We start from the raw sequence: 23,602 nt of genomic DNA on the forward strand, positions 1-23,602 counted from the left end.
TTAAGCTTCGCGGTTTTCCTTGATGTTCCAACCTGCGCTGCTTTCGGCGCCTTTGCCGCCTTTATCGCTCTGCTCCCAGTACTGCTGTTTCACTTTCGCCGCCTGGAAGGAGTAGGTGACGCCCACGGTGTCTTCGCCGCCTGCACCAGTGTACTGCACGGCGGTGACCAGCACGTCGTCCAGGGTGATTTTAACGTACTCAACCTGAGTACCGCCCGCCTTGCAGACAGACAACTCAACCTTGGTCAGGTGCTTACCGCTGGAGCAGTGCTTCAGCAGCGCCGGGGTTGACTTGTCGACCAGCGCGTTGACGTGCAGATCGTTGAAGCACACTTTACCGGCGCCGCCGCCGCCGCCAACGCCCATATTGCCCGGTTGAGAAGCGCCCCAGGAGAAAGAAGTAATGTCGGTCCAGCCTTTGTGATTCGAATCTTTAGATTCGCCGCTGGCACCTTCAACTTTCAGGAACATATCAATAGCCATAGTTTCTTCACTCTTTATTAAGGGTTAACAGTAGTATTAACGTTACGTTGAAAAACTCAGGTAATAGCAGCAGGAATTGCAAGTGTGGTAATGCATTACCAATTTATATCCTTGTGCCATGCACCTTCTTAAATACCGAAAACTATCGGTACGGGTTACCGAGCCACTATTAAGTGCTAATGGCTCAATGCTCAATTATTTCGCGTTATCTTGATTCCACGTGCGATCCGGGTTTTCTGCGATAGGCTGACGATGAGGTTGATGTATCAGCCAGGCCGCACTACCGCGGCCTGACTTCAGCCCATCAGGACGCGTCGTTTTGTTTCAGCGAAGGCAGCTTCGACACCAGGCGCAGGGAGACGGTCAGACCTTCCAGCTGGTAGTGCGGGCGCAGGAAGAACTTGGCGCTGTAATAGCCTGGGTTGTCTTCGATCTCTTCCACCTGCACTTCCGCCGCGGCCAGCGGTTTGCGCGACTTGGTTTCCTGCGAGGAGTTGGCCGGATCGCCGTCCACGTAGTTCATGATCCAGTCGTTCAGCCAGCGCTCCATGTCGTCGCGCTCGCGGAAGGAACCAATTTTGTCGCGCACGATGCACTTCAGGTAATGCGCGAAGCGGCAGCAGGCGAACAGATACGGCAGGCGCGCGGAAAGCTGGGCGTTGGCGGAGGCGTCGGCGTCGTAGTATTCCGCCGGCTTCTGCAGCGACTGCGCGCCGATAAAGGCGGCGAAGTCGGAGTTTTTGCGGTGCACCAGCGGCATAAAGCCGTTTTTGGCCAGCTCGGCTTCGCGGCGGTCGCTGATGGCGATCTCGGTCGGGCACTTCATGTCCACGCCGCCGTCGTCGCTCGGGAAGGTGTGGCACGGCAGGTTTTCCACCGCACCGCCGGACTCCACCCCGCGAATGGCGGTGCACCAGCCGAACTCTTTGAACGAACGGTTGATGTTGGCGGCCATGGCGTAGGCGGCGTTGGTCCAGGTGTAGTTGCCGTGGGTCGCGCCGTCGGTGTCTTCTTCGAAGTCAAACTCGTCCACCGGGTTGGTGCGGATGCCGTACGGCAGGCGCGCTAGGAAGCGCGGCATCACCAGCCCCAGGTAGCGCGCGTCTTCCGACTCACGCAGGCTGCGCCAGGCGGCGTACTCGGTGTTCTGGAAAATCTTGGTCAGATCGCGCGGGTTGGAGAGCTCCTGCCAGGACTCCATCTGCATCACGCTTGGCGCGGTGCCGGCGATGAACGGGCAGTGCGAGGCGGCGCCGATCTTGGCCATTTCGCCCAGCAGCTCCACGTCCTGCGGGCTGTGATCGAAGTAGTAGTCGCCCACCAGGCAGCCGAACGGTTCGCCGCCGAACTGGCCATACTCTTCTTCGTAGACTTTCTTGAAGATCGGGCTCTGATCCCAGCCCACACCTTTATAGCGCTTCAGCGTGCGGCCCAGCTCCTGCTTGGAAATGCTCATGAAGCGGATCTTCAGCATCTCGTCGGTTTCAGAGTTGTTGACCAGGTAGTGCAGGCCGTGCCACGCGCCTTCCAGCTTCTGGAAATCGTCGTGGTGAATGATCTGGTTGATCTGCTGCGACAGCTTTTCGTCGATTTCCGCGATCAGCGCCTGGATGGTGCGGTAGGCGTCGGAAGAAACGGTGACGGTATTTTCCAGCGCCTGCTGCGCCAGGGTTTTCACCGCGTTCTCGACGGCTTCTTTGGCCTGGTCGGTCTTTGGCCGGAACTCTTTGTTCAACAGCGCGCTGAATTCATCGCTGGAAAAAGTCTCGGTGGTTTGCAACGCATTCTGTTGCTGAGGCGAGTTGCTCATCGATTAATCCTCACGCTCGTTGTTGTCATCGTTAACCGCCGGCTTCGGCGCGTCGGTCAGGGATTGCAGCAGCGCCGGGTTTTGCAGGATCTTGGAGATCAGCTCTTCGGCGCCGTTCTTGCCGTCCATGTAGGACAGCAGGTTGGAAAGCTGGGTGCGGGCGTCCAGCAGATTGTCCAGCGCGTCGACCTTGCGGGCGATAGCGGCGGGGGAGAAGTCTTCCATGCTTTCGAAGGTCAGATCGATGTTCAGCTTGCCTTCGCCGGTCAGGGTGTTGTCAACCTGGTAAGCGACGCGCGGTTTCAGCGACTTCATACGCTCGTCGAAGTTGTCGACGTCGATTTCCATGAATTTGCGTTCTTCCACGCTGGCTTGCGGATCGACCGCTTTCCCCACCAGATCCGCCATCACGCCCATCACGAACGGCAGCTGGATTTTGCGCTCTGCGCCATAAATTTCGACATCGTATTCAATCTGTACGCGCGGCGCGCGGTTGCGGGCGATGAATTTCTGCCCGCTGCGGGATTTCGAGTTTGACATGATTTACTCCATCTAATGGCGATTGGGAACGCGCCTCGTCCGGCTGGGAGAGTCAGGTTCTGATTCGGGTCTGCGCAGGGGCAGACGGTATCGGATGCGTCAAGAGAACAAAGGTCGGCGGCTAGCTGTTCTCCTCGTTGTCGGGGCGACCGAGAATGGTCTCCAGTTGGTTAAGCCCATCGGGCGCCAAATCGCGGACGATTTGCATAAAGTCCAGCGTAATCAACCGCTGGACCCGATCGATCATCAGCGGCGCCGGGTGGCTCGGCTCATGAAGACGGAAATAATTTTTCACCTTATCCAGCATCAACTGGGCATCGTCGCGCGACTGGATCTGCGCGCTGCGCCAGTTGAGCGGGGCAGTGGCGCTCTGTACGGAGGCCGGTTGCTGCATGGCCGCCGTTTCAGGCGTCGCGTCCGCTTCGGCGGCGGCGGGCACCTCGCTCTGGCCGGCGAGCGCCACCAGAGAAAACACCTTGGTCAGCGCGCTCATTTCCGGCAGCGCGCTTTCCCCCAGATGGCGGGTCACTTCGCTGCGGATGGCGCTCAGGGTGTTGGCGATGCGCGTCACTAAGGCGCCCTCGGGGCGATCCTGCTGCGCCAGTTCATCCTGCAGCCGCGCGCGGCCGCCGGGAAAGTTGGGGCACTCCTGCTTGCTGCCGTCGAGCAGGGCGCCGGCATCGCGCAGCGAGATTTCTCCGGCGGCGCTTTTCAGCAGCGGGGCGGCGCGCACGCTGGCGGCCAGCGCGGCCTTGTCGCCAAGGTCGGCCAGCGCGTTGATGCGAAACAGCGGGTCGGCTTCCCCATCGAACTCCAGCGGCGGCTGCAGGGTGTCCCAGTAACGGGTCATCGACTGATGGATCAGCGTCAGCCCGTCGGCGTAGCCCGGCAACCCGCGCAGCTGGGTCCAGGCGCGGGTGAGATACAGCATGACGCGCAGGTCTTTGGTGCGCGTCAGCAGCGAGGTCGCGAGGCGCTCGACCTGCACCCAGTCCGGCGCTTCTTCCGGAATGATGGTGCTGCCGAACTGTTGTTCGGCCTTGCCGGTGGCGGCTTGTTCCATCGCCAGAAAGTCGGCGTCGTATTCCAGGTTGTCGCCGCAGGGATTGTCCGCGTCAACCGGGGCCAGCAGGGTATCGGTATCGATAGCCATAAAATTTCCTTCAACGAACGATGTTAATCAAACATTTGCGGGTACTGGCCGCCGCGGCCGGGGCGCGCCCAGCCGTTGGGCTCGAACAGCAGTGAAAACAGCTGCACGGTGAGGTTGCCGCTGTGCACGTGGGTGTAGAGCGGGTGTCCGTCTGCCTGATTGGTCCACCAGAAGCTGGTGTACTGCGCCGGATCGAAGCAGTCGGCGGCCTGTTGCCAGCCGAGGCCCGGCACGTCCGGATGCTGGAAACCGATAATCGACAATATTTCGGAATCCGCTTCCGCCGGCGGGCTGGGCAGCGCCGGGATCGCCTGCAACGCGCGGTCAATTTGCTCGGCGGAGAAACCGTTGCGCACGCCGTTCAGCAGGGTATGACCGAGCTGTTGGTACCAACTCGCCGCCATGTTCAACTGTTGCGATCGCCAATCCTGCTGGCTGAACAGGCGCAGCGCGCAGATCGGGTAGCGCCGCCCGACGCGGTCGCGCGCCGGCAACAGGCAGCCCATCTGCACGTACTGGCTGCCGAGCGTGGCGGGGATCACGAAGTTCCACACCGGCGCGTTGCTGAATGGGTGATCGTTAGGCCCTTGCGCATCGCGCTGCAAATTCACCAGCCCGTTATGGAACCAGTGGGCCCAGTTGTTGACCACCGGATCGGGCAAGCGGCGTTGCAGGAAATCGCCGGCGGAGGGGAGTTTGCCGTACCAGCCAATGCTCGTCGGGGCGCTTGAATCAGTGCTCATGGTCATGTCCTTTCGGGGCTACGGGCACGAGAAGGCCGGCAGTTGGAACGGATTGCGGATGCTGTTGGGCGTAAACTCCAGCGTGACGCGGTGGCCGTCGAGATTGAAGGTCGCCTGGCGGCCGAGGCCGGCGGTGCCCGACGATTGCGCCATGTCCACCAGACGGTTCAGCGCCCACGGCCCGCTGGTCACCAGACTGGCCGTGGTGCCGTTGGCCAGCGCCAGCTGCAGATGCACCTGGTTGGTATTGCGGGTGCCCGGCCAACTGACCACCAGCGGCACCTGTGGGCCGTGGCTGTATTTGAACAGCTGCCCGTCGATATCCAGCGTCAGGTTGAGGATGTCGTTATCCATCCGCACCGGCCGCACGGTCACGCGGTAAGAGGGCGTCGCGGTGCCGTTGGCGAAAAAGGCGTCGCGGATGCGCTGCGCCTGCTGGAACGAGCGCAGGATGCCTTCGCCGCCGGGCAGCGTCTTGCCGTCCACGCCGGGGGTGAAACGCCAGTTGGCGCGGGTGGTGTCGACCTTGCCCTGCAGGTTGTCGCGGAAGAAGCTGTCCATCAGCCCGCTGTTCGGTGCGAACATGCGCGCCAGATCGTCCGGCGTCACTTCCTGGCGCGCCCGGGCCACCAGCGGATAACGCCCGGCGATCGCCTGGCGGCAGAAGCTGCCGACCTCGAAGCTGATGCGTTTTTTCACGTTCTCCATCTCTTTGCGCTGGGTGTCGCTGCTGGCGCCGATCGCCAGCGACAGCAGCATCTGTTTGAACGGCACCGGCAAGCGGCCGGACTCGGCCTGCAGGCGCGGGATGATGTCGCTCGGCGGCGCCGACATGCCGCTGTTGGCCGCGCCCTGAACCGCCGTCAGATAGCTGTACAGCTCATCGACCTGCTTCAGCACGCTGTCGAAAGGGATCGCCTTATTGCCTTCGCCCTGGCTTTGCGCCAGCTCCAGCAGCGGCGCGAAGTGCGCCATCACCAGCTGTTCTGGCTGGGCCGACACGTCGCCGTCGGCGTTGGCCGGCCGGTTGGTGAACAGCGCCTCCAGCGTGCGGTTGGCGTTTTGGTTCAGCCTGTCTTCGGTTTTGGCCAGCAGCGAGCGGGAGTCGGCGTCGCTTTTCTCGTCGCGCAGGGTGACGTTTTTGCTGACGTTGACCAGCAGGTTGCGCATCGGCGACGGATTGCCGGACAACAGGCGCGCGCTGCTGATGCGCTGAGTCAGGTTGCCGATGTTGGCCAGTTGGATATCCCCCAGCAGCTCATCCCAGGCGCTGATGAAGTCCTGCATGTACAGCTGGCGGATGGTCTTGGTCAAATCGGCGCTCTTCTGCTCCGGCGTCTGGCTGTTCAACACCCAGACGTCTTCCTTGCGCAGGGTGTCGGTCACCGGGTCGATGTTGTCGTTGAACGCTTTCCAGTACCCTTGTGAGGTGAACAGGCCCGGCACGCCGTCGGTGACCGGTTTGCCGCTTTTGCGGCTGAACGCCAGCTCGGTTTGCGGGCCGGCCAAATCGACCAGGCTGACCGGCTTGATGTCGGTCTGTTTCAGCAGCAGGCGCTTGAGGCGGCCATAGACGCGCTGCGACAGCGGCGCCCGGTTGATGGCGGCCTGCGCCTGCGCCACCAGCTGTTCGTCTTTGGCGTAGGGCGAGGCCTGGATCTGCGCATCCAGCAGTTGGCTCAGGTGCCATTCGATCTGTTGCAGCTGTTTTTGGGTGCTGCCCTGCGGCAGGTTGCGCTGCAGGTTGAGCATCACCCAGGCGCGCAGGAATTTGCCGTCGTACTGCTTCGGCAGATACAGCATCTGGTAGGCCTTCAATGCTTCATAGCTGAAGTCCGCGTCGCCGTGGTTATCGTTGCGCAGCGTGGTGGCGATCTGTTGCGCCACCTGCGGCAGCAGCAGCTCTTTCAGCGCTTTTTGGTACAGGGCATTGCCGGCGTCACCGACCTGATCGCCGCGGAACAGCCCCATGCGGTAGGTGAACGGCGGATCGTCCAGCGAAAAGTTCTGGCTGTCCGGCAGGTGCAGCAGGCTGTTGAGGAACGGCAGCAGCGAGAACATGTCGCCATTGCCCACCTGCGTCAGGTTTTGTCCCTGGCGCTCGACGCCGGGCACCTTGGCGGCCACTTCCGCCAGATAGGCCTTGTTATTGCCATAGCTGGTGAACCAGAGCATCGCCAGCACCGCCAGGACCACCGCCAGCGCGATGTAACCCGCCCAGTGCAGGGCGCGGTTGCGGTATTCCCACCAGCGGTTGCTGCCCGCCAGCCCGGACTCCTGGAAGACCACCGATTCCAGCGTCTCTTTCAGGAAGAAGCTCTGGCCCTTGGCCGCCGGGATTGGCGTTTCTTGGCCCACGCTGTCCCAGGCGGTGTTGGCCTGCGCCCCTGAGTTTGCCGTTGGCAGCTGCAGGTAGCGGTTCAGCTCGCCCATCACTCGGTCGAACGGCAGGCCTTCCTGGGTGCCGCTGGTGAAATAGATGCCGCGCGGGGTAAAGCGGGTTTCAAAACTGGAGGTGGCGAACACCTGATCCAGATAGTGGCTCAGCAGCGGGCGCAGCGCGGCGAATTCCTGCGGGAACAGGTAGCTTTCGGCGCGCTGGCGCGCGTCGTGTTCCATCAGCAGCGTATCCGGCAGCGCCGCGTCCAACCGCTGTTGCAACAGGGCGTAGTGCTGTTCGAAGGCGGCGTTCAGGTTGAAGTCCGGCTGCCGCGAGCGCTCGTAAGGGAAGGTGAACCCCCAGATCTGGTCGCGCTGCGCTTTGTCGAAGCTGCCGAAATAGGCCATAAAGCCGTTGAGCAGGTCGGTTTTGGTCACCAGCACATAGACCGGGAAGTGAATGCCCAGCTGTTCATGCAGTTCGATCAGGCGTTTGCGCAGCGCGCTGGCCTGGGCGGCGTGCGCTTCGGCGCTGTCGCTCAGCAGATCGGCGACGCTGATGGTGACCATCACGCCGTTGATTGGCTGGCGGGTGCGATATTTTTTCAGCAGCGCGACGAAGCGTTGCCATTCGCCGGCGTCTTCTTCGCGCTGGCTTTCCTGGGTGGTGTAGCGGCCGGCGGTGTCGAGCAGCACGGCGTCGTTGGTAAACCACCAGTCGCAGTTGCGGGTGCCGCCCACGCCGCGCAGCGCGGATTTGCCGAAGCGATCCGCCAGCGGGAAGTGCAGGCCGGAATTGACCAGCGCGGTGGTTTTGCCGGCGCCGGGCGCGCCGATGATCACATACCACGGCAGCTGGTAGAGGTATTGGCGGCTAAAGCGGGTCATCCAGCGGTGTTTGCCGTCGCCCTGGCCCGGTGCGAAGCGCGCCTTTTTCAGCAGCTGCGCCGCTTCGTCGAAGCGCTGCGCCAGCTGATCGTCTTGTTTAACCTCGGGCTTGCCGTCTTCCGCCGGCACCGTTTCGGCGGCGCGCAGGTTGCTCAGCAGGCGGCTGTTGAACCAGGCGCTGTAGAGGCGCGGGATCAGGCGGCACAGGAACCAGATCAGGTAGATGACGCCAATGGCGATCTGGCGGTTGAGTTCCGGCTCCAGCGGGCGATAGTCGCCGATGGCCACCAGCGGGCCGATCATCCAGATGATGAACGCCAGCGCGGTAATGCCGACAAAGCCCCACAGCAGGCGGCTGGTGATGATGGAGAATAACGTACTGAGCATTACTTTCCGGTTCCTTGCGGCAAGCCGTTGATTTCCGCCTGGGTGTTTTCCGGGGCGACCAACAGCGTAATTTCTACCCGGCGGTTCAACGCGCGGTTCACTTTGTTATCGTTCGGCGCGACGGGGTTGCTCTCGCCGCGGCCCTCGGCCTTGACCCGCTGCGGGTTGGCGAGGTGTTTTTGCAAGCGGGCGCTGACCGCTTCGGCGCGCGCCAGCGACAGCTCCCAGTTGGAGGCGAAGCGGGCGCTGCGGATCGGCACGTTGTCGCTGTAGCCGGTGACCAGGATTTTGCCGCTGACGCCGTTCATGGCGGCGGCGATGCGATCGATGACCGGGATATAGTTGGCGCGTACCGTGGTGGCGGCGGAGTCGAACAGCCCGTCGCCTTTGAGGATCACCACGCTTTGCTGCGCTTCGTCGCGCACCACCACCAATCCTTCGGCGATCTCCTTGCGCAGGAAACTTTTCAGGCTCAGCGTCGGCGGCGCGGCCGGCGCCGGATTACCGATCGCCACCTGCGGCAGGTTGGTTTGATAAATCGCCGCCAGCACCGGGCTGGTGTTGTCGCCCAGCCGCCAGTTGAGGGCGATAAACAGCAGCGAAGCCAGGAAGCCGGTCAGCGCCACGCAGGCCCACAGCGGCACCAGCGGGCGCCACAGTTTTTGCTGTACCGGCAGATCCAGCGCATGAGGCGACAGGGGAGGGGCGTAGCCGCCGCGCACCGTCCGGATCAGCTGCAGCAGACGCTGTTTCATGGTTTCCAGCTGAGAACGGCCGTTTTCCATGACCCGATAGCGGCCTTCAAAGCCCAGCAGCAGGCAATAATTGATCAGCTCCAGCAGGTTGATGTGCTCACGCGGGCTCTGCGACAGCTTGGCCAGCAGCTGGAAAAACTTTTCGCCGCCCCAGGTTTCGTTATGGAAGGTCACCAGCAGCCCGCTGCCGGACCACACGCTGTTGCTGCCCCACGGGGTCAGCGCCGCCGCTTCATCCAGCGCGGTGCACAGGCAATAACGCGCGCCGATGATCACTTCGTACGGCAGATTGGCGCGTTGGCCGCGGATCTCGAAGCGGCGCATTTCGTCGATCAGCTGTTGGCGCAGCTGCGCCGGGTTGGCGTGCGTAGCCGACTGGCGGATCTGCGAAATGGCGTTCAGCAGCGGGTTGGCGGCGTCCACCAGCGGATTGGCCGCCGGCGCCATGCTATTTTCCTGAGTCATAGGTTACCGGTCCGTATGGCTGCGAATCGCCCAAAATTCCATGTCCAGCCCCGGGAACTCGCCGGCCAGGTGCAGGGCGAAGGCGCTGGATTTTTCCATCTGTTTCCACAGGTCGCCGCCTTTTTCCAGCTCGAAATAGGTGTAGCCGGCGTGATAGGGGATCTGACGCGGTGCGGCGGGCATGGTGCGCAGGCCGATGCCCGGCAGCTGCAGCTGCACCAGATCGCGGATGCGCGTGACCGGGGCGATCTTCATCTGCGCCGGGAAGTGGGTCAGCAACACCTCGGCGGCAACGTCGGCGCGCACCGCCAACACGAAGCCGAAGTCGCGCATCATTTTGGCGTCCTGCACGGTGGCGACGTTCAGCCCGTGGGATCGTTCGACCAGGGTCAGCTGAATGGCGTTGTCTTCCAGCACCACCGACAATCCTTGACGCAGCAACAGCATCAGCTTGCCGAAGCACAGCGCCAGGTTGTCGTGGTCGTACACCGGCAGGCGGCCTTCCGGGGTGCGCTGCGCCGAGAAGCTGGCGAGCTCGGTGGCGAACTGCAGCCAATCGGCGAACAGGCGCTCCGGGTGCAGATGGTCGAGGTGATAGGCGTGACTCACCTGGCCGAGATGGCGGTTGATCAGCTGCAGCAGCATGAAATCGACCATTTCGGAACTGCCGCCGCGCCCCGGCTGCAGCAGGCGCTGGCTCATCTGCTGGCTGCGCTGTTGCAGCAGGCCCTGCAGATCGTTGATGAAGGTCTTCAGTACCGGGTTGCCCTGGCAGTTCAGCATCGGCGGGATCTGTGCGGTATCGAGACGCAGGCTGTTGTCGCCGCGCTTTTCCAGCACGCGGGTAACGCCGAGCGCCGTCCATTCGGCGTTGAGTTCACTCTCCAGCATCAGCCGCAGGCGCAGGCGGCCAAATTGCAGCGCCGCGCTGCCCACCGAGACGGCATTAAGATCGTCGACTTCGTTCTCGTAAGCCAGATAGCGCGCCAGCGCCTCCGGGCTTTCCTGAAAGATCACGTCTTCACGCCCTGCGCGGTAAGTCGGCAGGGCCAGCACCACGTTTTCACCGGTCTTGTTTTCGGCGATGCTCAGCGGCGCGGGCGCCTGCTGGGCGCCGGCAAAGCGAAACGGCGTGCCGTCCGGCATGATGCCGCTGGCGGCGTTGAGCGCAATCTTGCCCTGGCGCAGCAGCGTTTGGTCCAGATCCAGGGTGAGGAACCCCCAGAAACAGCCGCTGTGGGCCTGACCCCAGTTGCGCATATAGCCTTCGAGATAGTTTTCCGCCTGCTGGAAATGGTGAGGGCGCAAAAACATCCCCTCAGTCCAGACAACCTTATGAGCATCTTTCATCATCACACCTATAGTTACTTCGCTTCAGCGCAGCGGTAGGTCAGTCGACCTTTTTTACGGGACGCAGGCCATTCACGCCCGCGACGATATGCGCTTCCAGCTCATCCGGCGAGAATTGCCATACCTTGTAGAAATTGGTTTCGGTGGGCTCCGGCAGCGGCAGCGAAATGCGCCAGGTCTTGCCGTCCAGGTTTTGATACTCGGCGATTACGCCGATGTAACGTGCGTCCAACGCGCTTTGCCCGCCGAGCGTCTTGCCGGTCTGGCCCGGCGTCAGGAAGAACTGATCGCTGTCCAGCAGGCTATTGCCGAGCACGCTTTTGGCGTCGTTTTGCAGACTGAAGAAGTCGGCATCCATGAATTCCGCATCCGAACGCAGCAGCAGCACGCGAATTTTTATCGGCGCCGGTTGCGCGCCGGCGGCGGCGTTGACCTGGCGATCGGCATCGAACACCAGGCTGTAGCGCGACGGCACGCTTTTGGCGGAAGACATGCAGCCGCCGAGCGCCAACGCGCCCAGCAGCAGAAACAGCATCCCGCACCAGCGGGAAGCGATAGGGGTCGTCATCATGGGAATCTCGTCGCCCGCAGGCGTACTGACTACTGGAGGATCCAGGTGGCTGAGCCGGCATTTTTACACGCCTTGCTGTCGCCGCCGACTTTGACGCAGTCCTGTTTGGCGGCGCGCGCACGGCGCGGCAGATCTTTGCGCAGCGTCGATTTGTAGCGCGCTTCCGGCACGCCGGCGTTGGCCTGGATATAACCCACCAGATCGCCGCCGCGGATGGCGGAGATCGCCAGCCAATTGTTTTCCACTTCGCCCAGCGCGTAGAACGCGGCGGCGTTGTCCAGGCTGCCGACGGCGGTGCCGGTATAATCGGGGCTGCTCATGATGCTGGCGGCGTACAGACTGCGGTATTCCTCACCGATCGGTTTGAACTGTTTCGGCGCGCTCACCGCGGCGCGGTGCTTTAGCGTGACGCCATTGACTTCACTGCTGACGATGGCGTCGTTATTGAGCGCCGGCGGCGGTGGCGGCGGGGTAGAGCAACCGGCAAGCGTCAGGGCGGTCAGCAGCGTCAGGGTAATCCGTGTTTTCACAATGTCCTCTTCTTCTTGATTGAATGGCTGTGTAATAAGGCGCCGTCATCAGGGCGCAAGCAGCAACACTTTTAATTGGCTCGGCACGATGCGCATGCCGAGCGCGTTGGTGGAATTCTGCAGGCTGAGGCTGGTCAGCCGGGTGGCCGGGGTGCCTTTGAGCAGCACGGTAAAGGCGCCGGTCAGGTGGCGGGACGGCCCCATCACCGTCCCGGAAGCGACCCCGGTGGCCACGCCGGGGTTGTCGCCGTTGGTCAGCGGTGTCACCGTCGCCATGTTGTGCGCCGGGGTGCCGACGAACAGAATATTGAATGCGTTCGGGATGGCGGTCGGCGCGAGGGCGATATCCGGGTAGGGCACGGGCACCGGCGCCGGGCTTGGCGTCAGACAGACGTCGGGAAACGCCAGGTCCACGCCGATCATTTGGCTGTTGGCAAACATAAAAGGCCTCCGCAGGTTATCCGACGTGGATTTGTTCCGAATCCAGCTTGGTGATGTCTTTCGAGGTAATCAGCGTGTTGCGGGCATGAATGCGGGCGTAATCTTCCGCCTGGTAATCCAGCTGCCCGGCGCGCACGTGCTCGGTTTGGCGCACTTTGCGGAACAGCGAATGGCTGATCTGGCTGACTGAATGCCACAGCGACTCGCAGCGTTTGCCGACCAGGCGGCTGAGGCTGACGAAGGCCGACAGCTCTTCGCCGCTGTATTTCATCTTGTCGACGTGGCAGTCGCCGCTGTTCGCCTGCAGCGTCATGGCGTCGCCGCTCAGGTTCAGCGCCTGCGCGCCGTGCAGCGACAGCGAACCGTTCGGCGTTTCAATCTGCAGATCGCCTTCGACGCAGAGCCGCGCCGCGTTTTGCGGTTCCGCACGTTCGAGGACGGCGATCGCCCACAGCTGGTGGCCGCTGCCGGCCACCAGCACGTTATCGCCGAGGGCCGGCGTCAGCAGGCAGCTCGCCGCCCGGCGGCAATGCCAGCCGCGGCCTTCGCACTCCACCACCAGGCTGCCGTCCGGCAACAGATTGACGATCTGGCCGGCGGCCTGCTGGGGCGGTGCGATGTTGACGGCGCGAGTTGAGTTGGCAACGCTCATGGTGATCCCCTCGTGAAGTGGTCAATGCATTCAGATTCGGCTCTGGCGCTGTGCGCTCCAGGTTTCAGCGGCGTACAGCTCTTCGTCGCTCTCGAGGATCCCGCTGCGATCGCCCCAGCGTGTTTGCTGCTGGTGGGCGCGGTGCATGCGGGTGCGCATAAAACGCGCGCGCCGGAAATCGGCGGCGCCGATGTCGGCGTAACAGAAGTCGGCGTAGGTCAGGTCGCTGTCGCTGAAATCACAGCGCGCCGCGCGGCTGCGCTGGAACACGCATTGATACAGGCGCGCCTGGCTAAAGTTGGCGGCGTCCAGCGTCGCTTCGCTGAAGATCGCCTGATCGAACTGCCCGCTGCGGCACTGCGCGTGGGTCAGATTGGCCTCCAGCCACAGTGACTGCTGCGCTTGCACACCCGTCAGGTTGGCGCGCCGCAGCGAAGCGCCCTTGAAATTGCTCTGGCGCAACGTCGCCTGGCTGAAATCGACGTCGTCCAGTTGGTTATCGGTAAACTGGCAGGCGATGAGGCGCTGCCCGGCGTAACTTTTGCCGCGGTGGTCACATTCGAAAAACGTGACGCGGTCGAAATAAACCCCTTCAAGCCTTGTTTCACAGAGATTTAATCGAAAGAATGTGACAAGTGACAGCCTCGTATGGCTTAAATCTGCACCGTCGAGCGGGCTTTCGTAAAAGGTGGTGCGATCGTGCTGAGTGGCGGAAAAATTCGCGCCGGCCAATTGGCATGACATCCAGTGGCTTTGGTTGAGCGACAGCCGGCTGAAGTCGCTCTGTTCGAGCCGGCAGTCGTTGAACATCGTCAGTTCGATATGGCTCTCGCTGAAGCGGCCGCCCGCCATGACGCACTGATTGAAGGCCGTTTGCTTCAGGTTCGCCCGCGCAAATTGAGCGTGTTCGAGCCGGCAATCGCTGAAGACGCTGTCGCGCAGATCGCAATCGGAGAAGTTCACGCCGTTCAGGTTCAGTTCGTTGAACATGCCGCCGGCCAAATCCATACCGGCGAATGACAGGCCGTGCAAATCCTCACCGGCAATCAGCTCGCCGCGTTTCACGCGCTGGCGTATCTGCTCAGGTTTTGACGTCATACTTCCTTCCCGTTATGGCGAGGCAATGTTTTCACCCTGGCGGTATAGGCACCGTCGAGCCGTGTCGCCTGATCCACTTGCGACTGCGACAAATCGGCCCGGAACAGATTGGCGCCCTGCAGGTCGGCGCCTGACAGCACGCATTTTTGCAGGATCGCCGCGATGAAATTGGCGTCGCGCAGGTTGGCCTGGGACAGATCGCAGCGAATGAACAGGCTGCCGCTGCCGTTGGCCTGACGGAAATCGGCCTCGTTCAGCCGGGCTTCCGACAGGTCGCAGTTGTCGAGGCGCGCGCGGTTGAAATTCGCCCGCTGCAACGGCATCTGGCGCAAATTGCACTGGTTCAGCGTCGCGTCGCTGAAATCCGCCTGCGGCAACAGCGTCTTGGCCGCGAAGGCGCAGGCGGTGAGGCGTGCGGCGCGGAAGCTGAGGCTTTGCGTCTCGGTATCAACCCAGGCGCAGCTCTCTAGCCGCGCCCGATCGAAGTTCACCGCCAGCAGCCGGCATTTGACGAAGCTGACTTTGTCGAGCCGGGCGTGGCTGAATGTCAGCTGCTCCAGTTGCAGCTCCATCAGCGTAATGTTGGCCAGCGTGGCGCGGTTGAAGTCACACTGCCCGAGCAGGGTTTCGTATCCCAGCAAGTCGCGTAACGACGCCATCGTGAAATCGCAGCGTTGAAACAACGTTTGCTGAATGTTGGTTTCGTGCAACCGCGCGCCGCCGAAATCCGTCGCTTCGCATTTCGCCAGGGCCAAGGAGGCGTGGCTCAAATCGGCCTGCTGTAAGACGGCGCCGCTGAGATCGGCGCGCGCCAACATCGCCTCGCGAAGATCGCAACCCACCAATTGGGTTTGGCGCAGATCGGCGTTTTCCAGCAAAGCGCCGCGCAAGTTAGCCTGGCAGAGATCCATGCCGGACAGATCGGCGCCGGTGAGATCAAGACCGCTGAGATCCTTATCGCGCAGCATGGCGGCGGCGACGCGTTGGCGAATGATTTGCGCCAGATCGCCACGCAAACGCAGTGCAGGGCTTTGCGCCTGCGCCGACATTAAATACATTTGATGCAGCGCGCGCTCGCTTTCCCCACGCTGTTTAGCGCTAAACGCGTCGGGATGGCGGCGCGCCTCCTGGAACAGCAGATCGCGTTGCTGCTGGTAGCTTTCCGCACCGGATGGCGGCACGTGATCCCCACCGGGGTTGAGCGGATCGATGCCCTCGGCTTGCGTCAGCTTGAGCATGTCCTGATACTGCGCCTCGGCCTGGTTTTCCAGACGCTCGACGAATTCGGCGAGCTGGTCAAGCTTCGGCGGCGCCTCTTGCGACGGGCGCGGGAAAAGTTCATCGATGTCTTGCCCCTCGCGCAGCAGACGCTGGCGATGCTCTTCGCGTTGCTGGTGCTCGTAGGCGGCGATATTTTCCGCCATCGGGCTTTGCTGCGTCGGCGTTTCCGTATCCAGCCAGGCGCCGATGCACGCCTCCGGCAGCAACTCTTGTTCACGAAAAGCGTGCAGAGCACCCCGTTCTTTATCCAGCCGCTGGGCCAACACCTGCCGATAATGCGCGGCGGAGCGGGGCTCGCCTTCGGTTTCCAGGGCCGGCATCAGCTGCATCACGTCGGCGGCATCGTCTTCATTGATGCGTGTGCTGCCCTGATAAATCAGCAGCATCTGTTCCCGATGTGGGAAGAACCAGACGGTGGTGTGGCGCATCGCGATCTCTTCGAAATGCGTTTCGCCGCCGCGCAGCCGGTTGATGAAGCAGCGCGCGCGCCACGGCGGCAAATGCCCTTGCTGCACCGGTTCTGAAGGGTGCATGTTCCAAATCCGATAGGCGGCCCGGGGCGGCAAGCTGTCGCGTTGAGGAAACTGCTGATCGCTTTCCGCCATGTTGAACAGGCGCCAGTCGATATCGTTGGCGAAGCCGGGAAAGCCGTTTTTCAACCAGTCGGCGTCGTAGTTTTTGCCGATGCGGGAGAAGCGGCGCGGCCAAGTGATATCCAACGCGTCAAAGCTTGCCGGTTGCGCGCTTTGCCGAGAAGACGCAAGGCGTCCCTGCAGGGGTTCAACATTGGGTAGGCGATGGATGCGGCCTTGCGGAAATGTTTCTGGGGTGGCGCCGATGCCGTGCGGATTATCGGCGAACTGTGCGCCGCCGTAAGCCCGGCGCCAGTCCAGACGCATCTCTGCAAAAGGGAGGGGAGTAGAGGGGCGATCGTTGATCCAATGGCGATCGCCGAAAACCACCAGCGTTTTTTCCAGCGAATCAAGCTGGATCTTCACGGCGCAAGCGGTTTTGTCTTGTTGATGATGGGTGTAGGCGTTGCCGGTGGCGAGAAACTCCGCGCAGGCTTTTGGGATAGCCAAATCGAGCACGCCGCCGCTCAACGTGAGTTCGTCGGCGGCCAACTGCCACAACTCCGGTTCGGGACGCAGGCGCGGGGCTGCCCCCATGTCGGCCAAGGCCAAAACGGAAACGCCCAGATGGTTTTGCCCTTGCCAAGAGAAGGGTCGATGAAGCGCGCTGAGGCGCAGAGGTTTTACGACTTTCATTGTGTGTGTAAAGCTTCCTGTGGATATCAGCCGGCAGCCAGGCTGCTTGCTCAAAAACAATCCGTTTTTCGGTTTAATAGATATCAGGCTATGTCACAACAGATGAAGAAAACGATGCGGCGTTCAGAGCCGATCGCCAATGCGGGGAGCGCCCCGCTTCGAAATGGATGATCAAGAGGACAGTGCGTTGTCCTTTCCGCTTATTCCACGAGCCAGCAGCACGGCCGCCACGGACAACGCCGCGGCGATCGCCTTGGCGATCAATTGGCTGGCGCTCTCCAGGTGATAGGGCGCAAAGAAGCCGACGTCGGCGGTGCCCAGGATCAGCAGCGCGGCGAGCGCCGCAAAACAGGGCAGCTCTATCGCCAGCGCCAGGCGGCCGGTGGGCGCCGCACCCAGGTAACTCATCAAAAAGCCGGGAAAAATCAGCAATCCGATCAGTTCTGCGGGGGCATTCACCGCAGACATCACCTGCTGGTTGTATTTCAGGAGCGCCAGCATCAGCGCGACAAAGATCAGCAGCCGCAAAGGCAACGTGGCCGCTCGGTTGGCCGACAAGAAGGTTTTGCCGATCGCAGCGAGCAATACGCAGCCAACCAGGATGCCAAAGAAGGTAAACAGGATTTGTCCCCAGAGGCTGTCCTGCGTCGAAAAGGCAATGAACGTGCCCATCGTGACACTTCCTTATGCAAGGTGATTTCGCGAACTGATGAACGATAAGCCGTTTCGGATCGCGTGATTGAAGGGATGCTTTTCGCTCAAAGCCGGGAAAGCTCTTCGATCACCGCTTTTTTGGGATTCTTCGGATCGTACTTTATCGCGATGAAATGGCCCGGCTGATAACGCGGCAGATCCACGACGCTGATCGGGCCTTTCGCCACGGCCGTACGGTTTTTCCCGTCTTGGGCGATGTACTTGACTTCGACTTCGCAGACCGGCCGATTCCCGTCCCACAGGTTGGTCTGGCGAATGCTGACGATTTGCCCTGAGGCGGAAATACCGTTCTCCATCACGCTGAGGGAAGAACCGATATGTTTGAAATAACCCCAGATATCGACCGTGATGAATTTGAAAAAGCCCACCAGGCTGAGAATGGGAGCCAATAAAATCAAACCGATAACGGTGAAAACATTTTTGGCCTTCGACATGGGTGTCCCTTTACAAGAAGATCGCCAGCGCCTTGGTGCTCAATCGTAAGGCACCGTTGGTCACCAGCGCGCCAAGCTGTGTGAACGTCATGGGATCATTACTGAGCTTGAAATTGGTTTTGCTGATCGACAGCGGGTTGTGCGAAATATCGAGCATCGTGTGTTTCAGGCTGGCCCCTGTCAACGCAAGATTTGAACCGTAAAAGGCGAAGTTGGCCCCGGTCGCCACCCATTTCAAGCCGTGGCAGTTGTCTTTCCAGCTCGGTGTTTGCACCGATACGCCGTCGCTGCTGGTGATATTGATCGTTTTCGCTTTGATGGTCAGCGTGCCGGTGATCGTTGTGCTCTGATCGTTTTTGTAGGTCTCGGTGACATTCCCGGTTACGGTGGCGGTTTGGCCGCCGCCTTTAATCGTCAATTCCTGCCCGCCTGCGGAGATGGTGGTGTGCTGCCCGCCGGAAGTGATGTTGACCGTTTGCCCTTGTTTGATGGTGCTGGTTTGTTGCCCCTCGGTAATGTCGAGGGTCTGGTTGCCTTTGACCGTGACATGCTGGGTTTGCGTAATGTTTTGCGTCTGCGCGCCGTCGAGCTTGAAGGACTGATTGCCGGTGATGTCGATTTTATCGCCGCCGTCGATAATCGTCAGGTCGCGGCCGCCTTTGATGTTCACCGTCTGATGAGCGTTCAGGTTGGCGGTTTCCAGCCCATTGACCGTCGTGGTGCGTTTCGCTTTGTACAGGAACGTGGCGTCGCCGGTGACGGTGTCGTCCTGCTGGCGACCGATGATGGTGGTGCGACTGCCGTCAATATTGACGTTCTTGTCGTTTTCCACCGTCATGTTCATGTTGCGTTCGGCGTGCATGTCGAAAGATTCGTTGCCGGGCGCATCTTCCAGGAACAGGAAGCTGGCATTGTCGGCGCCGCCGCCTTTACTGCGGCTCATAAAGCCCATTTTGGTGGCGTCGCCGGGCAGATCCCACGGCGGCATGCTGTCTTCGTTGTAAACGCGGCCGGTGATGATAGGGCGATCCGGATCGCCGTTGATAAAGTCGACCACCACTTCTTCACCGACGCGCGGGATCTGGATCCCGCCGTATTTCCAGCCGGCCCAGGCGCTGGAGACGCGCACCCAGCAGGAGCTGGTTTCGTTGCCGCTGCCGTGGCGATCCCAACGGAACTTGAGTTTCACCCGGCCATATTTATCGGTCCAGATGCTTTCGCCTTCCGGGCCCACCACTTCGGCAGTTTGCGGGCCATGGGTTTTCGGCCAAGGCGTGGTGCGCGCCGGGCGCCAATTGATGTCCGCCGGAACGACCTGAAATTCGGTTCGCTGCTCGCCGACGTCGTTATCGTTGCTGGCGTAGCTGTTTTCCTGCATGAAGTAATGCGCGCTGACCACCAGGTAGGCGCGGTTGTCTTCTATACGCGGCGCCTGGGTCAGTTGAAAACGGTAGCCGGGCGCAATGCCCTGCGAATTGCCTTCGCCGCTCATCTGCTCATGCTGCGCTTCGAACTCCTGTTGGCGAACCTTGACGTAAAACTGGCCATGGGCGTGATCGGTATAACGGCCGGGCCAGTCGAACACCTCGGCTTTGTCCTGCGCGAACGAGGCGGGATTTTGCCGGGCTTCCAGCAACCGCGCGCGCGGCTTGCGAAAATCGTAGTCATCCAGGCTATACAGGCTGGGCGTGATGGCGTCAGAAACGCTCCAGCTATTGATGCTGTCTTTGTTTTCCACCAGGCCGCCTTCCGCGAGCTGATAGGGAATGCTGGCGTAGCCGGCGAGTTCCTGATGCGCCGCCGGCGCGTCAGCCAGCACCAGCGTATGGCCGTCTTGCTGGTGCGTGAAATAGTAATAGATGCCTTCGTGTTCCATCAGACGGCTGATGAAATCGAAATCGCTCTCCTGGTACTGCACGCAGTACCCCCAGATGCGGTAGTCGTAACTCAGGCGGTTATCGATTTTCACCTGATACTGCCCCAGCACCTGAGTCAGGATGTCGGGAACGGTCTTTTCCTGGTAGATGCGAAAATCGCGGTTTTGCGTCAGATACCACAGCGTGGGGCGCAGCACGGCGCGGTAGATATAGTAACGGTTGCCGCCGGCTTCTCGTCCAGAGAGGGTCATGCGCGTGATATTGCCGTTGAGATAACGCGGCGCCAACGGATTGCCCCGCAGCTCCAGCGTGATTTTTTGTCCCAGCAGCGCTTTCAGATCGAGCCGATTGTCGGGGCTGAGCAGCTCGACGTCGAATTCGAACAGGCCGGCCAGTTTTTCCTCACCGGAAAGGCTTCTGAACAACAGCTGATGGGCGGGCAAAGGCGTGTGCGCAATGATAAGACGATCCATACTATTCCTCGGTTTAGGCATAGCTACCGCACGAGAATTGACGCGCGATCCCGATGGCGTATCTGTCACGAATGGAGACAGGAACTGACGAAAGATTTAACAAAGTTTACACAAAGGCACGATTTGTGCAGTCTACAATAGAGCACTGCATTTGCAAAATAGCCTTGTGGATCAATGCTCAATTCGTTAACTTGCTCACGATCTTGTTTTTTATCATTTAAAACATATGGATGCGGGTAGATCATTTTTTATCTCAAATTATTGGGTAATTGGTAATACCAAAAAATAAATGTGTAACACATAAGTCAACGTGCTTATAAAACAACTCTTTTTTTACGTAAAAAAAGTCACTGACTGTTTTTTATCCTTACCATTTGCCAGTTAAAGATGATCAAATATATAAATTTGGCGAATGTTAATTCGGATGATTCCTATTTGGTAGGCGTCCCAGGGCCCGCCGACGGGCCTGGGAATATGCGTTTGAACGGTTGAAAATGCAGCGAATGCAGCGAATGCCGCCGTTAGCGTGGAGAGGAGGCGAAGGGGAGTTGACCGATCAGCTCGCAGAGCCAGATTAAAGCCGGGTCGCGTTGCGCCTGCCGGCCGGCGATCAGCTCAATGGGGAAAGGCGCGATGGCCAACTCGTCAGGCAGCGGGAGAATGCGTACGCGTTGCGGATCGGAAAAATGCCGGGCCGCGCTGGCGGCCAGCGTGGCGATCAGATCGCTGTCGGCGACCACGGCCGGCAGAGCGGCAATGTGTGAAAAGGTCACGGCAACGCGCCGTTGGCCGCCGATTTCCGCCAGGCGGCGGTCGACCAAGCCTCTGGCGGAGCCGTCGTCAGCCGGCGCGTACAGCCCGTGCGGCAGGCTGAGGTAGCGGGCCAGATCCCAGCGGCCATCCGCCAATTGCGGGTGTGAACGGCTGGCGATACACACCAGATGCTCTTCAAACAACGTGCGTACATAGTGGCTTTCTGCCCCGGAAAGATGCCCTCCCAGCGCGATATCCACCTCCCCGCGATCCAGCTGCCGGTAAATATTGCGGCGATCCAGACGCGAAACGCGAATATCGATGCCGGGTGCCGCCTGGCGCAAACGGCTGATGATGGCGGGCAGCAGCAAGATATCGGCATAGTCGCCGGCCGCCAGCGTAAAACGCCGCTGCCCGGCGGTGGCCGGGTCGAAACGGGCAGGGGGCGCCAACGCCAGATGGATCTGTTCAAGCACCCGCTGTATTTGCGGCATCAGCTGGTGGGCGCGCGGCGTGGGCGCCATGGCGCCGCCGCTGCGAATAAACAGCGGATCGTTCAGAAGAATGCGCAGCCGCGCCAATGCATTGCTGACGGAAGGTTGCGCGCGGTTAAGACGCCGGCCTGCGGCGGTGACGTTGCGCGTCTGATACAACGCCTCAAACACCACCAGCAAGTTGAGATCGACGTTGGCTAAATTCATTTTATGAATACTCTATATACAGATAATCCATTTCCAGAATCTTACAGCGTTCCCTAGGCTGGTAGCACACGAATTTAGCCTTCAATCAGGGGAAATGATGAACAAAGTGTTAATCACGGGCATTGAGCCGTTCGAGGGGGACGCGGTGAACCCTTCCTGGCAGGTCGCGCAGGCATTGGCCGGAGAGCGTATCGCCGGCGCGGAGATCGTGGTGCTCGAGCTGCCCTGCGTATTGGGCGTGGCCAATCAGCAGTTGATCGCGGCGATTGAGGCATTGCAGCCGCTGGCGGTGATTTGTCTGGGGCTGGCCGGCGGCCGGGCCGAGATATCCCTGGAACGGGTGGCCATCAATCTGATCGATGCCCGCATTCCCGACAATGCCGGTAAACAGCCGATTGACGTGCCGGTGGTGGCCGGCGGGCCGGTGGGCTATTTCAGTACGCTGCCCGTCAAGGCCGCGGTGCAGCAACTGCGCCGGCAGGGGATCCCCGCGGCGGTCTCTTATACGGCAGGCACCTACAACTGCAACCATATTTTTTATGGGCTGCGTCACTATCTGGAGACGCAGCATTCGCGGGCCAGGGGCGGGTTCGTGCATATTCCGTACAGCCATGAACTGGCGGCAGCGCACCCGGGCAAGCCGAGCATGGCGCTGGCGACGATGGTGGAAGCGGTGCGCACTGTCGTGCAGGTGACGCTGACGGTAGAGGAAGATGTGCGATTCGGCGATGGCGCCGTACATTAAAAGCAGGGCGTGGCGTACCACGCCCTGCCGCGGGTTATTCGTCGGCGACGCGGATCACCAGTTTGCCGAAATTTTTGCCCTGCAGCAGGCCGATAAACGCCTGCGGCGCCTGCTCCAGCCCGTCGACGATGTCTTCGCGGAACTTGATTTTCCCCTGTTCGACCCAACTGCTCATTTGTTGCAAGAACTCGTCAAAGCGTGCGCCGTAGTCATCGAAGATGATAAAGCCCTGCATGCGGATGCGTTTGCGCAGGATCAGTCCCTCCAGCAGCGGCAAGCGGTCCGGCCCCGCGGGTAATCCGGTGGCATTGTAATGGGCGATAATGCCGCATACCGGAATGCGCGCTTTGGTGTTCAACAGCGGCAGTACGGCGTCGAATACGGCGCCGCCGACATTCTCGTAATAGATGTCGATACCCTGTGGGCAGGCAGCGGCCAACTGTTCGGCAAAGTCTGGGGCGCGGTGATCGATACAGGCGTCGAAACCCAACTCTTCCACCACATAGCGGCATTTTTCCGCACCGCCGGCAACGCCGACGACGCGGCAGCCTTTCAGTTTGCCGATTTGGCCGACCACTGAACCGACCGCGCCGCTGGCGGCGGCGACCACCAGCGTTTCACCCGCCTGCGGTTGGCCGATGTCGAGCAGCCCCATGTATGCGGTAAATCCCGGCATGCCGAGCACGCCCAGCAGGCGGGAAGGGTGCGGCAAATGCGGGCCGAGGTTGCGCAGGCCGCTGCCGTCGGACAGCGCGTAATCCTGCCAACCGTCATAGCCCAATACCCAATCGCCGACGTTGAAATCGGGATGCTGTGAGGACGCCACGCGCGATACCGTACCGCCCACCATCACCTGACCGATCTCCACCGGCGGCGCATAGGAGGGGGCATCGCTCATGCGTCCGCGCATATAAGGATCCAACGACAGATAGACGGTGCGCAGCAGCAGTTGGCCGGCACCGGGTTGCGGTGCGGGGACGGTTTCGAGACGGAAGTTCGCCGCCGTCGGTTCGCCGTGCGGACGCGAGGCCAGCAGGAAGCGGCGGTTCTGTTGAGAAGGGGACATCGAAAGCTCCTTTGTGTTGCGGCAAACAAGGTCCGTTAAGCCTAG

The 23,602-nt window shown here is 61.0% G+C and carries 20 protein-coding genes; 1 reads left to right on the plus strand and 19 read right to left on the minus strand.

Annotated elements, in window-relative coordinates:
• The 18 genes from ACJ8PL_RS12025 to ACJ8PL_RS12110 all read right to left on the minus strand — a co-directional run bounded on the left by ACJ8PL_RS12025 (position 1) and on the right by ACJ8PL_RS12110 (position 21,746).
• Positions 1-483 carry an Hcp family type VI secretion system effector gene (locus tag ACJ8PL_RS12025; RefSeq protein WP_004961372.1) on the minus strand — a complete coding sequence of 161 codons (483 nt, stop codon included), beginning with the start codon at positions 481-483 and terminating at the stop codon, positions 1-3.
• A 304-nt stretch (positions 484-787) separates the two neighbouring features.
• Positions 788-2,293, minus strand: a complete 1,506-nt coding sequence (gene tssC / locus ACJ8PL_RS12030; RefSeq protein ID WP_016927259.1) for a type VI secretion system contractile sheath large subunit — start codon at positions 2,291-2,293, stop codon at positions 788-790.
• A 3-nt stretch (positions 2,294-2,296) separates the two neighbouring features.
• Positions 2,297-2,833 (minus strand): type VI secretion system contractile sheath small subunit, encoded by a 537-nt coding sequence (tssB, locus tag ACJ8PL_RS12035; RefSeq protein WP_016927260.1) that lies wholly within the window; start codon positions 2,831-2,833, stop codon positions 2,297-2,299.
• Positions 2,834-2,954: 121 nt separating this feature from the next.
• Positions 2,955-3,986 (minus strand): type VI secretion system protein TssA, encoded by a 1,032-nt coding sequence (gene tssA, locus ACJ8PL_RS12040; protein ID WP_442531187.1) that lies wholly within the window; start codon positions 3,984-3,986, stop codon positions 2,955-2,957.
• Positions 3,987-4,009: 23 nt separating this feature from the next.
• A complete protein-coding gene (gene tagF / locus ACJ8PL_RS12045) occupies positions 4,010-4,729 on the minus strand; it encodes a type VI secretion system-associated protein TagF (protein ID WP_028128112.1) in 720 nt (239 codons plus the stop codon).
• An 18-nt stretch (positions 4,730-4,747) separates the two neighbouring features.
• Positions 4,748-8,383, minus strand: a complete 3,636-nt coding sequence (gene tssM / locus ACJ8PL_RS12050) for a type VI secretion system membrane subunit TssM (RefSeq protein ID WP_442531188.1) — start codon at positions 8,381-8,383, stop codon at positions 4,748-4,750.
• A complete protein-coding gene (locus ACJ8PL_RS12055) occupies positions 8,383-9,585 on the minus strand; it encodes a DotU family type VI secretion system protein (RefSeq protein WP_016927264.1) in 1,203 nt (400 codons plus the stop codon). Before ACJ8PL_RS12055 ends, tssM begins: the two co-directional genes overlap by 1 nt.
• A gap of 21 nt (positions 9,586-9,606) precedes the next feature.
• The gene (tssK, locus tag ACJ8PL_RS12060; protein WP_028128110.1) at positions 9,607-10,953 is read right to left on the minus strand and encodes a type VI secretion system baseplate subunit TssK; all 1,347 of its coding nucleotides are present in this window, start codon (positions 10,951-10,953) and stop codon (positions 9,607-9,609) included.
• A 40-nt stretch (positions 10,954-10,993) separates the two neighbouring features.
• Positions 10,994-11,524, minus strand: a complete 531-nt coding sequence (gene tssJ / locus ACJ8PL_RS12065; RefSeq protein WP_042705419.1) for a type VI secretion system lipoprotein TssJ — start codon at positions 11,522-11,524, stop codon at positions 10,994-10,996.
• A 29-nt stretch (positions 11,525-11,553) separates the two neighbouring features.
• The gene (tagV, locus tag ACJ8PL_RS12070) at positions 11,554-12,054 is read right to left on the minus strand and encodes a type VI secretion system accessory protein TagV (RefSeq protein ID WP_033632731.1); all 501 of its coding nucleotides are present in this window, start codon (positions 12,052-12,054) and stop codon (positions 11,554-11,556) included.
• Positions 12,055-12,102: 48 nt separating this feature from the next.
• Positions 12,103-12,495, minus strand: coding sequence for a DUF4150 domain-containing protein (locus ACJ8PL_RS12075; RefSeq protein ID WP_004934933.1), 393 nt, complete (start codon positions 12,493-12,495; stop codon positions 12,103-12,105).
• A gap of 16 nt (positions 12,496-12,511) precedes the next feature.
• The gene (locus ACJ8PL_RS12080; RefSeq protein WP_115436192.1) at positions 12,512-13,147 is read right to left on the minus strand and encodes a DUF3540 domain-containing protein; all 636 of its coding nucleotides are present in this window, start codon (positions 13,145-13,147) and stop codon (positions 12,512-12,514) included.
• Positions 13,148-13,177: 30 nt separating this feature from the next.
• Positions 13,178-14,245: a pentapeptide repeat-containing protein gene (locus ACJ8PL_RS12085; RefSeq protein ID WP_442531189.1), complete on the minus strand. Its 1,068-nt coding sequence runs from the start codon at positions 14,243-14,245 to the stop codon at positions 13,178-13,180.
• Entirely contained in the window at positions 14,242-16,794 is a 2,553-nt protein-coding gene (locus ACJ8PL_RS12090) for a DUF2169 family type VI secretion system accessory protein (protein WP_115436191.1), read from the minus strand. Before ACJ8PL_RS12090 ends, ACJ8PL_RS12085 begins: the two co-directional genes overlap by 4 nt.
• A 171-nt stretch (positions 16,795-16,965) precedes the next feature.
• Positions 16,966-17,466, minus strand: a complete 501-nt coding sequence (locus ACJ8PL_RS12095; protein ID WP_442531190.1) for a hypothetical protein — start codon at positions 17,464-17,466, stop codon at positions 16,966-16,968.
• An 86-nt stretch (positions 17,467-17,552) separates the two neighbouring features.
• Positions 17,553-17,942 (minus strand): DUF3592 domain-containing protein, encoded by a 390-nt coding sequence (locus tag ACJ8PL_RS12100; protein ID WP_016927272.1) that lies wholly within the window; start codon positions 17,940-17,942, stop codon positions 17,553-17,555.
• Positions 17,943-17,952: 10 nt separating this feature from the next.
• Positions 17,953-20,292 (minus strand): type VI secretion system Vgr family protein, encoded by a 2,340-nt coding sequence (locus tag ACJ8PL_RS12105; RefSeq protein ID WP_306376843.1) that lies wholly within the window; start codon positions 20,290-20,292, stop codon positions 17,953-17,955.
• Between the two features lie 521 nt (positions 20,293-20,813).
• Positions 20,814-21,746: a LysR family transcriptional regulator gene (locus ACJ8PL_RS12110; protein ID WP_261104810.1), complete on the minus strand. Its 933-nt coding sequence runs from the start codon at positions 21,744-21,746 to the stop codon at positions 20,814-20,816.
• Positions 21,747-21,843: 97 nt separating this feature from the next.
• Between ACJ8PL_RS12110 and pcp the strand changes: the two genes are divergently transcribed.
• Positions 21,844-22,491, plus strand: a complete 648-nt coding sequence (pcp, locus tag ACJ8PL_RS12115; RefSeq protein WP_079449957.1) for a pyroglutamyl-peptidase I — start codon at positions 21,844-21,846, stop codon at positions 22,489-22,491.
• Positions 22,492-22,525: 34 nt separating this feature from the next.
• On the opposite strand, the gene ACJ8PL_RS12120 is transcribed toward pcp, so the two are convergent.
• Positions 22,526-23,557, minus strand: a complete 1,032-nt coding sequence (locus ACJ8PL_RS12120; RefSeq protein ID WP_261104811.1) for an NADP-dependent oxidoreductase — start codon at positions 23,555-23,557, stop codon at positions 22,526-22,528.
• Positions 23,558-23,602 lie beyond the last annotated feature (45 nt).

The organism is Serratia sp. CY83965 (assembly GCF_052166375.1).
Taxonomy (GTDB): domain Bacteria; phylum Pseudomonadota; class Gammaproteobacteria; order Enterobacterales; family Enterobacteriaceae; genus Serratia; species Serratia marcescens.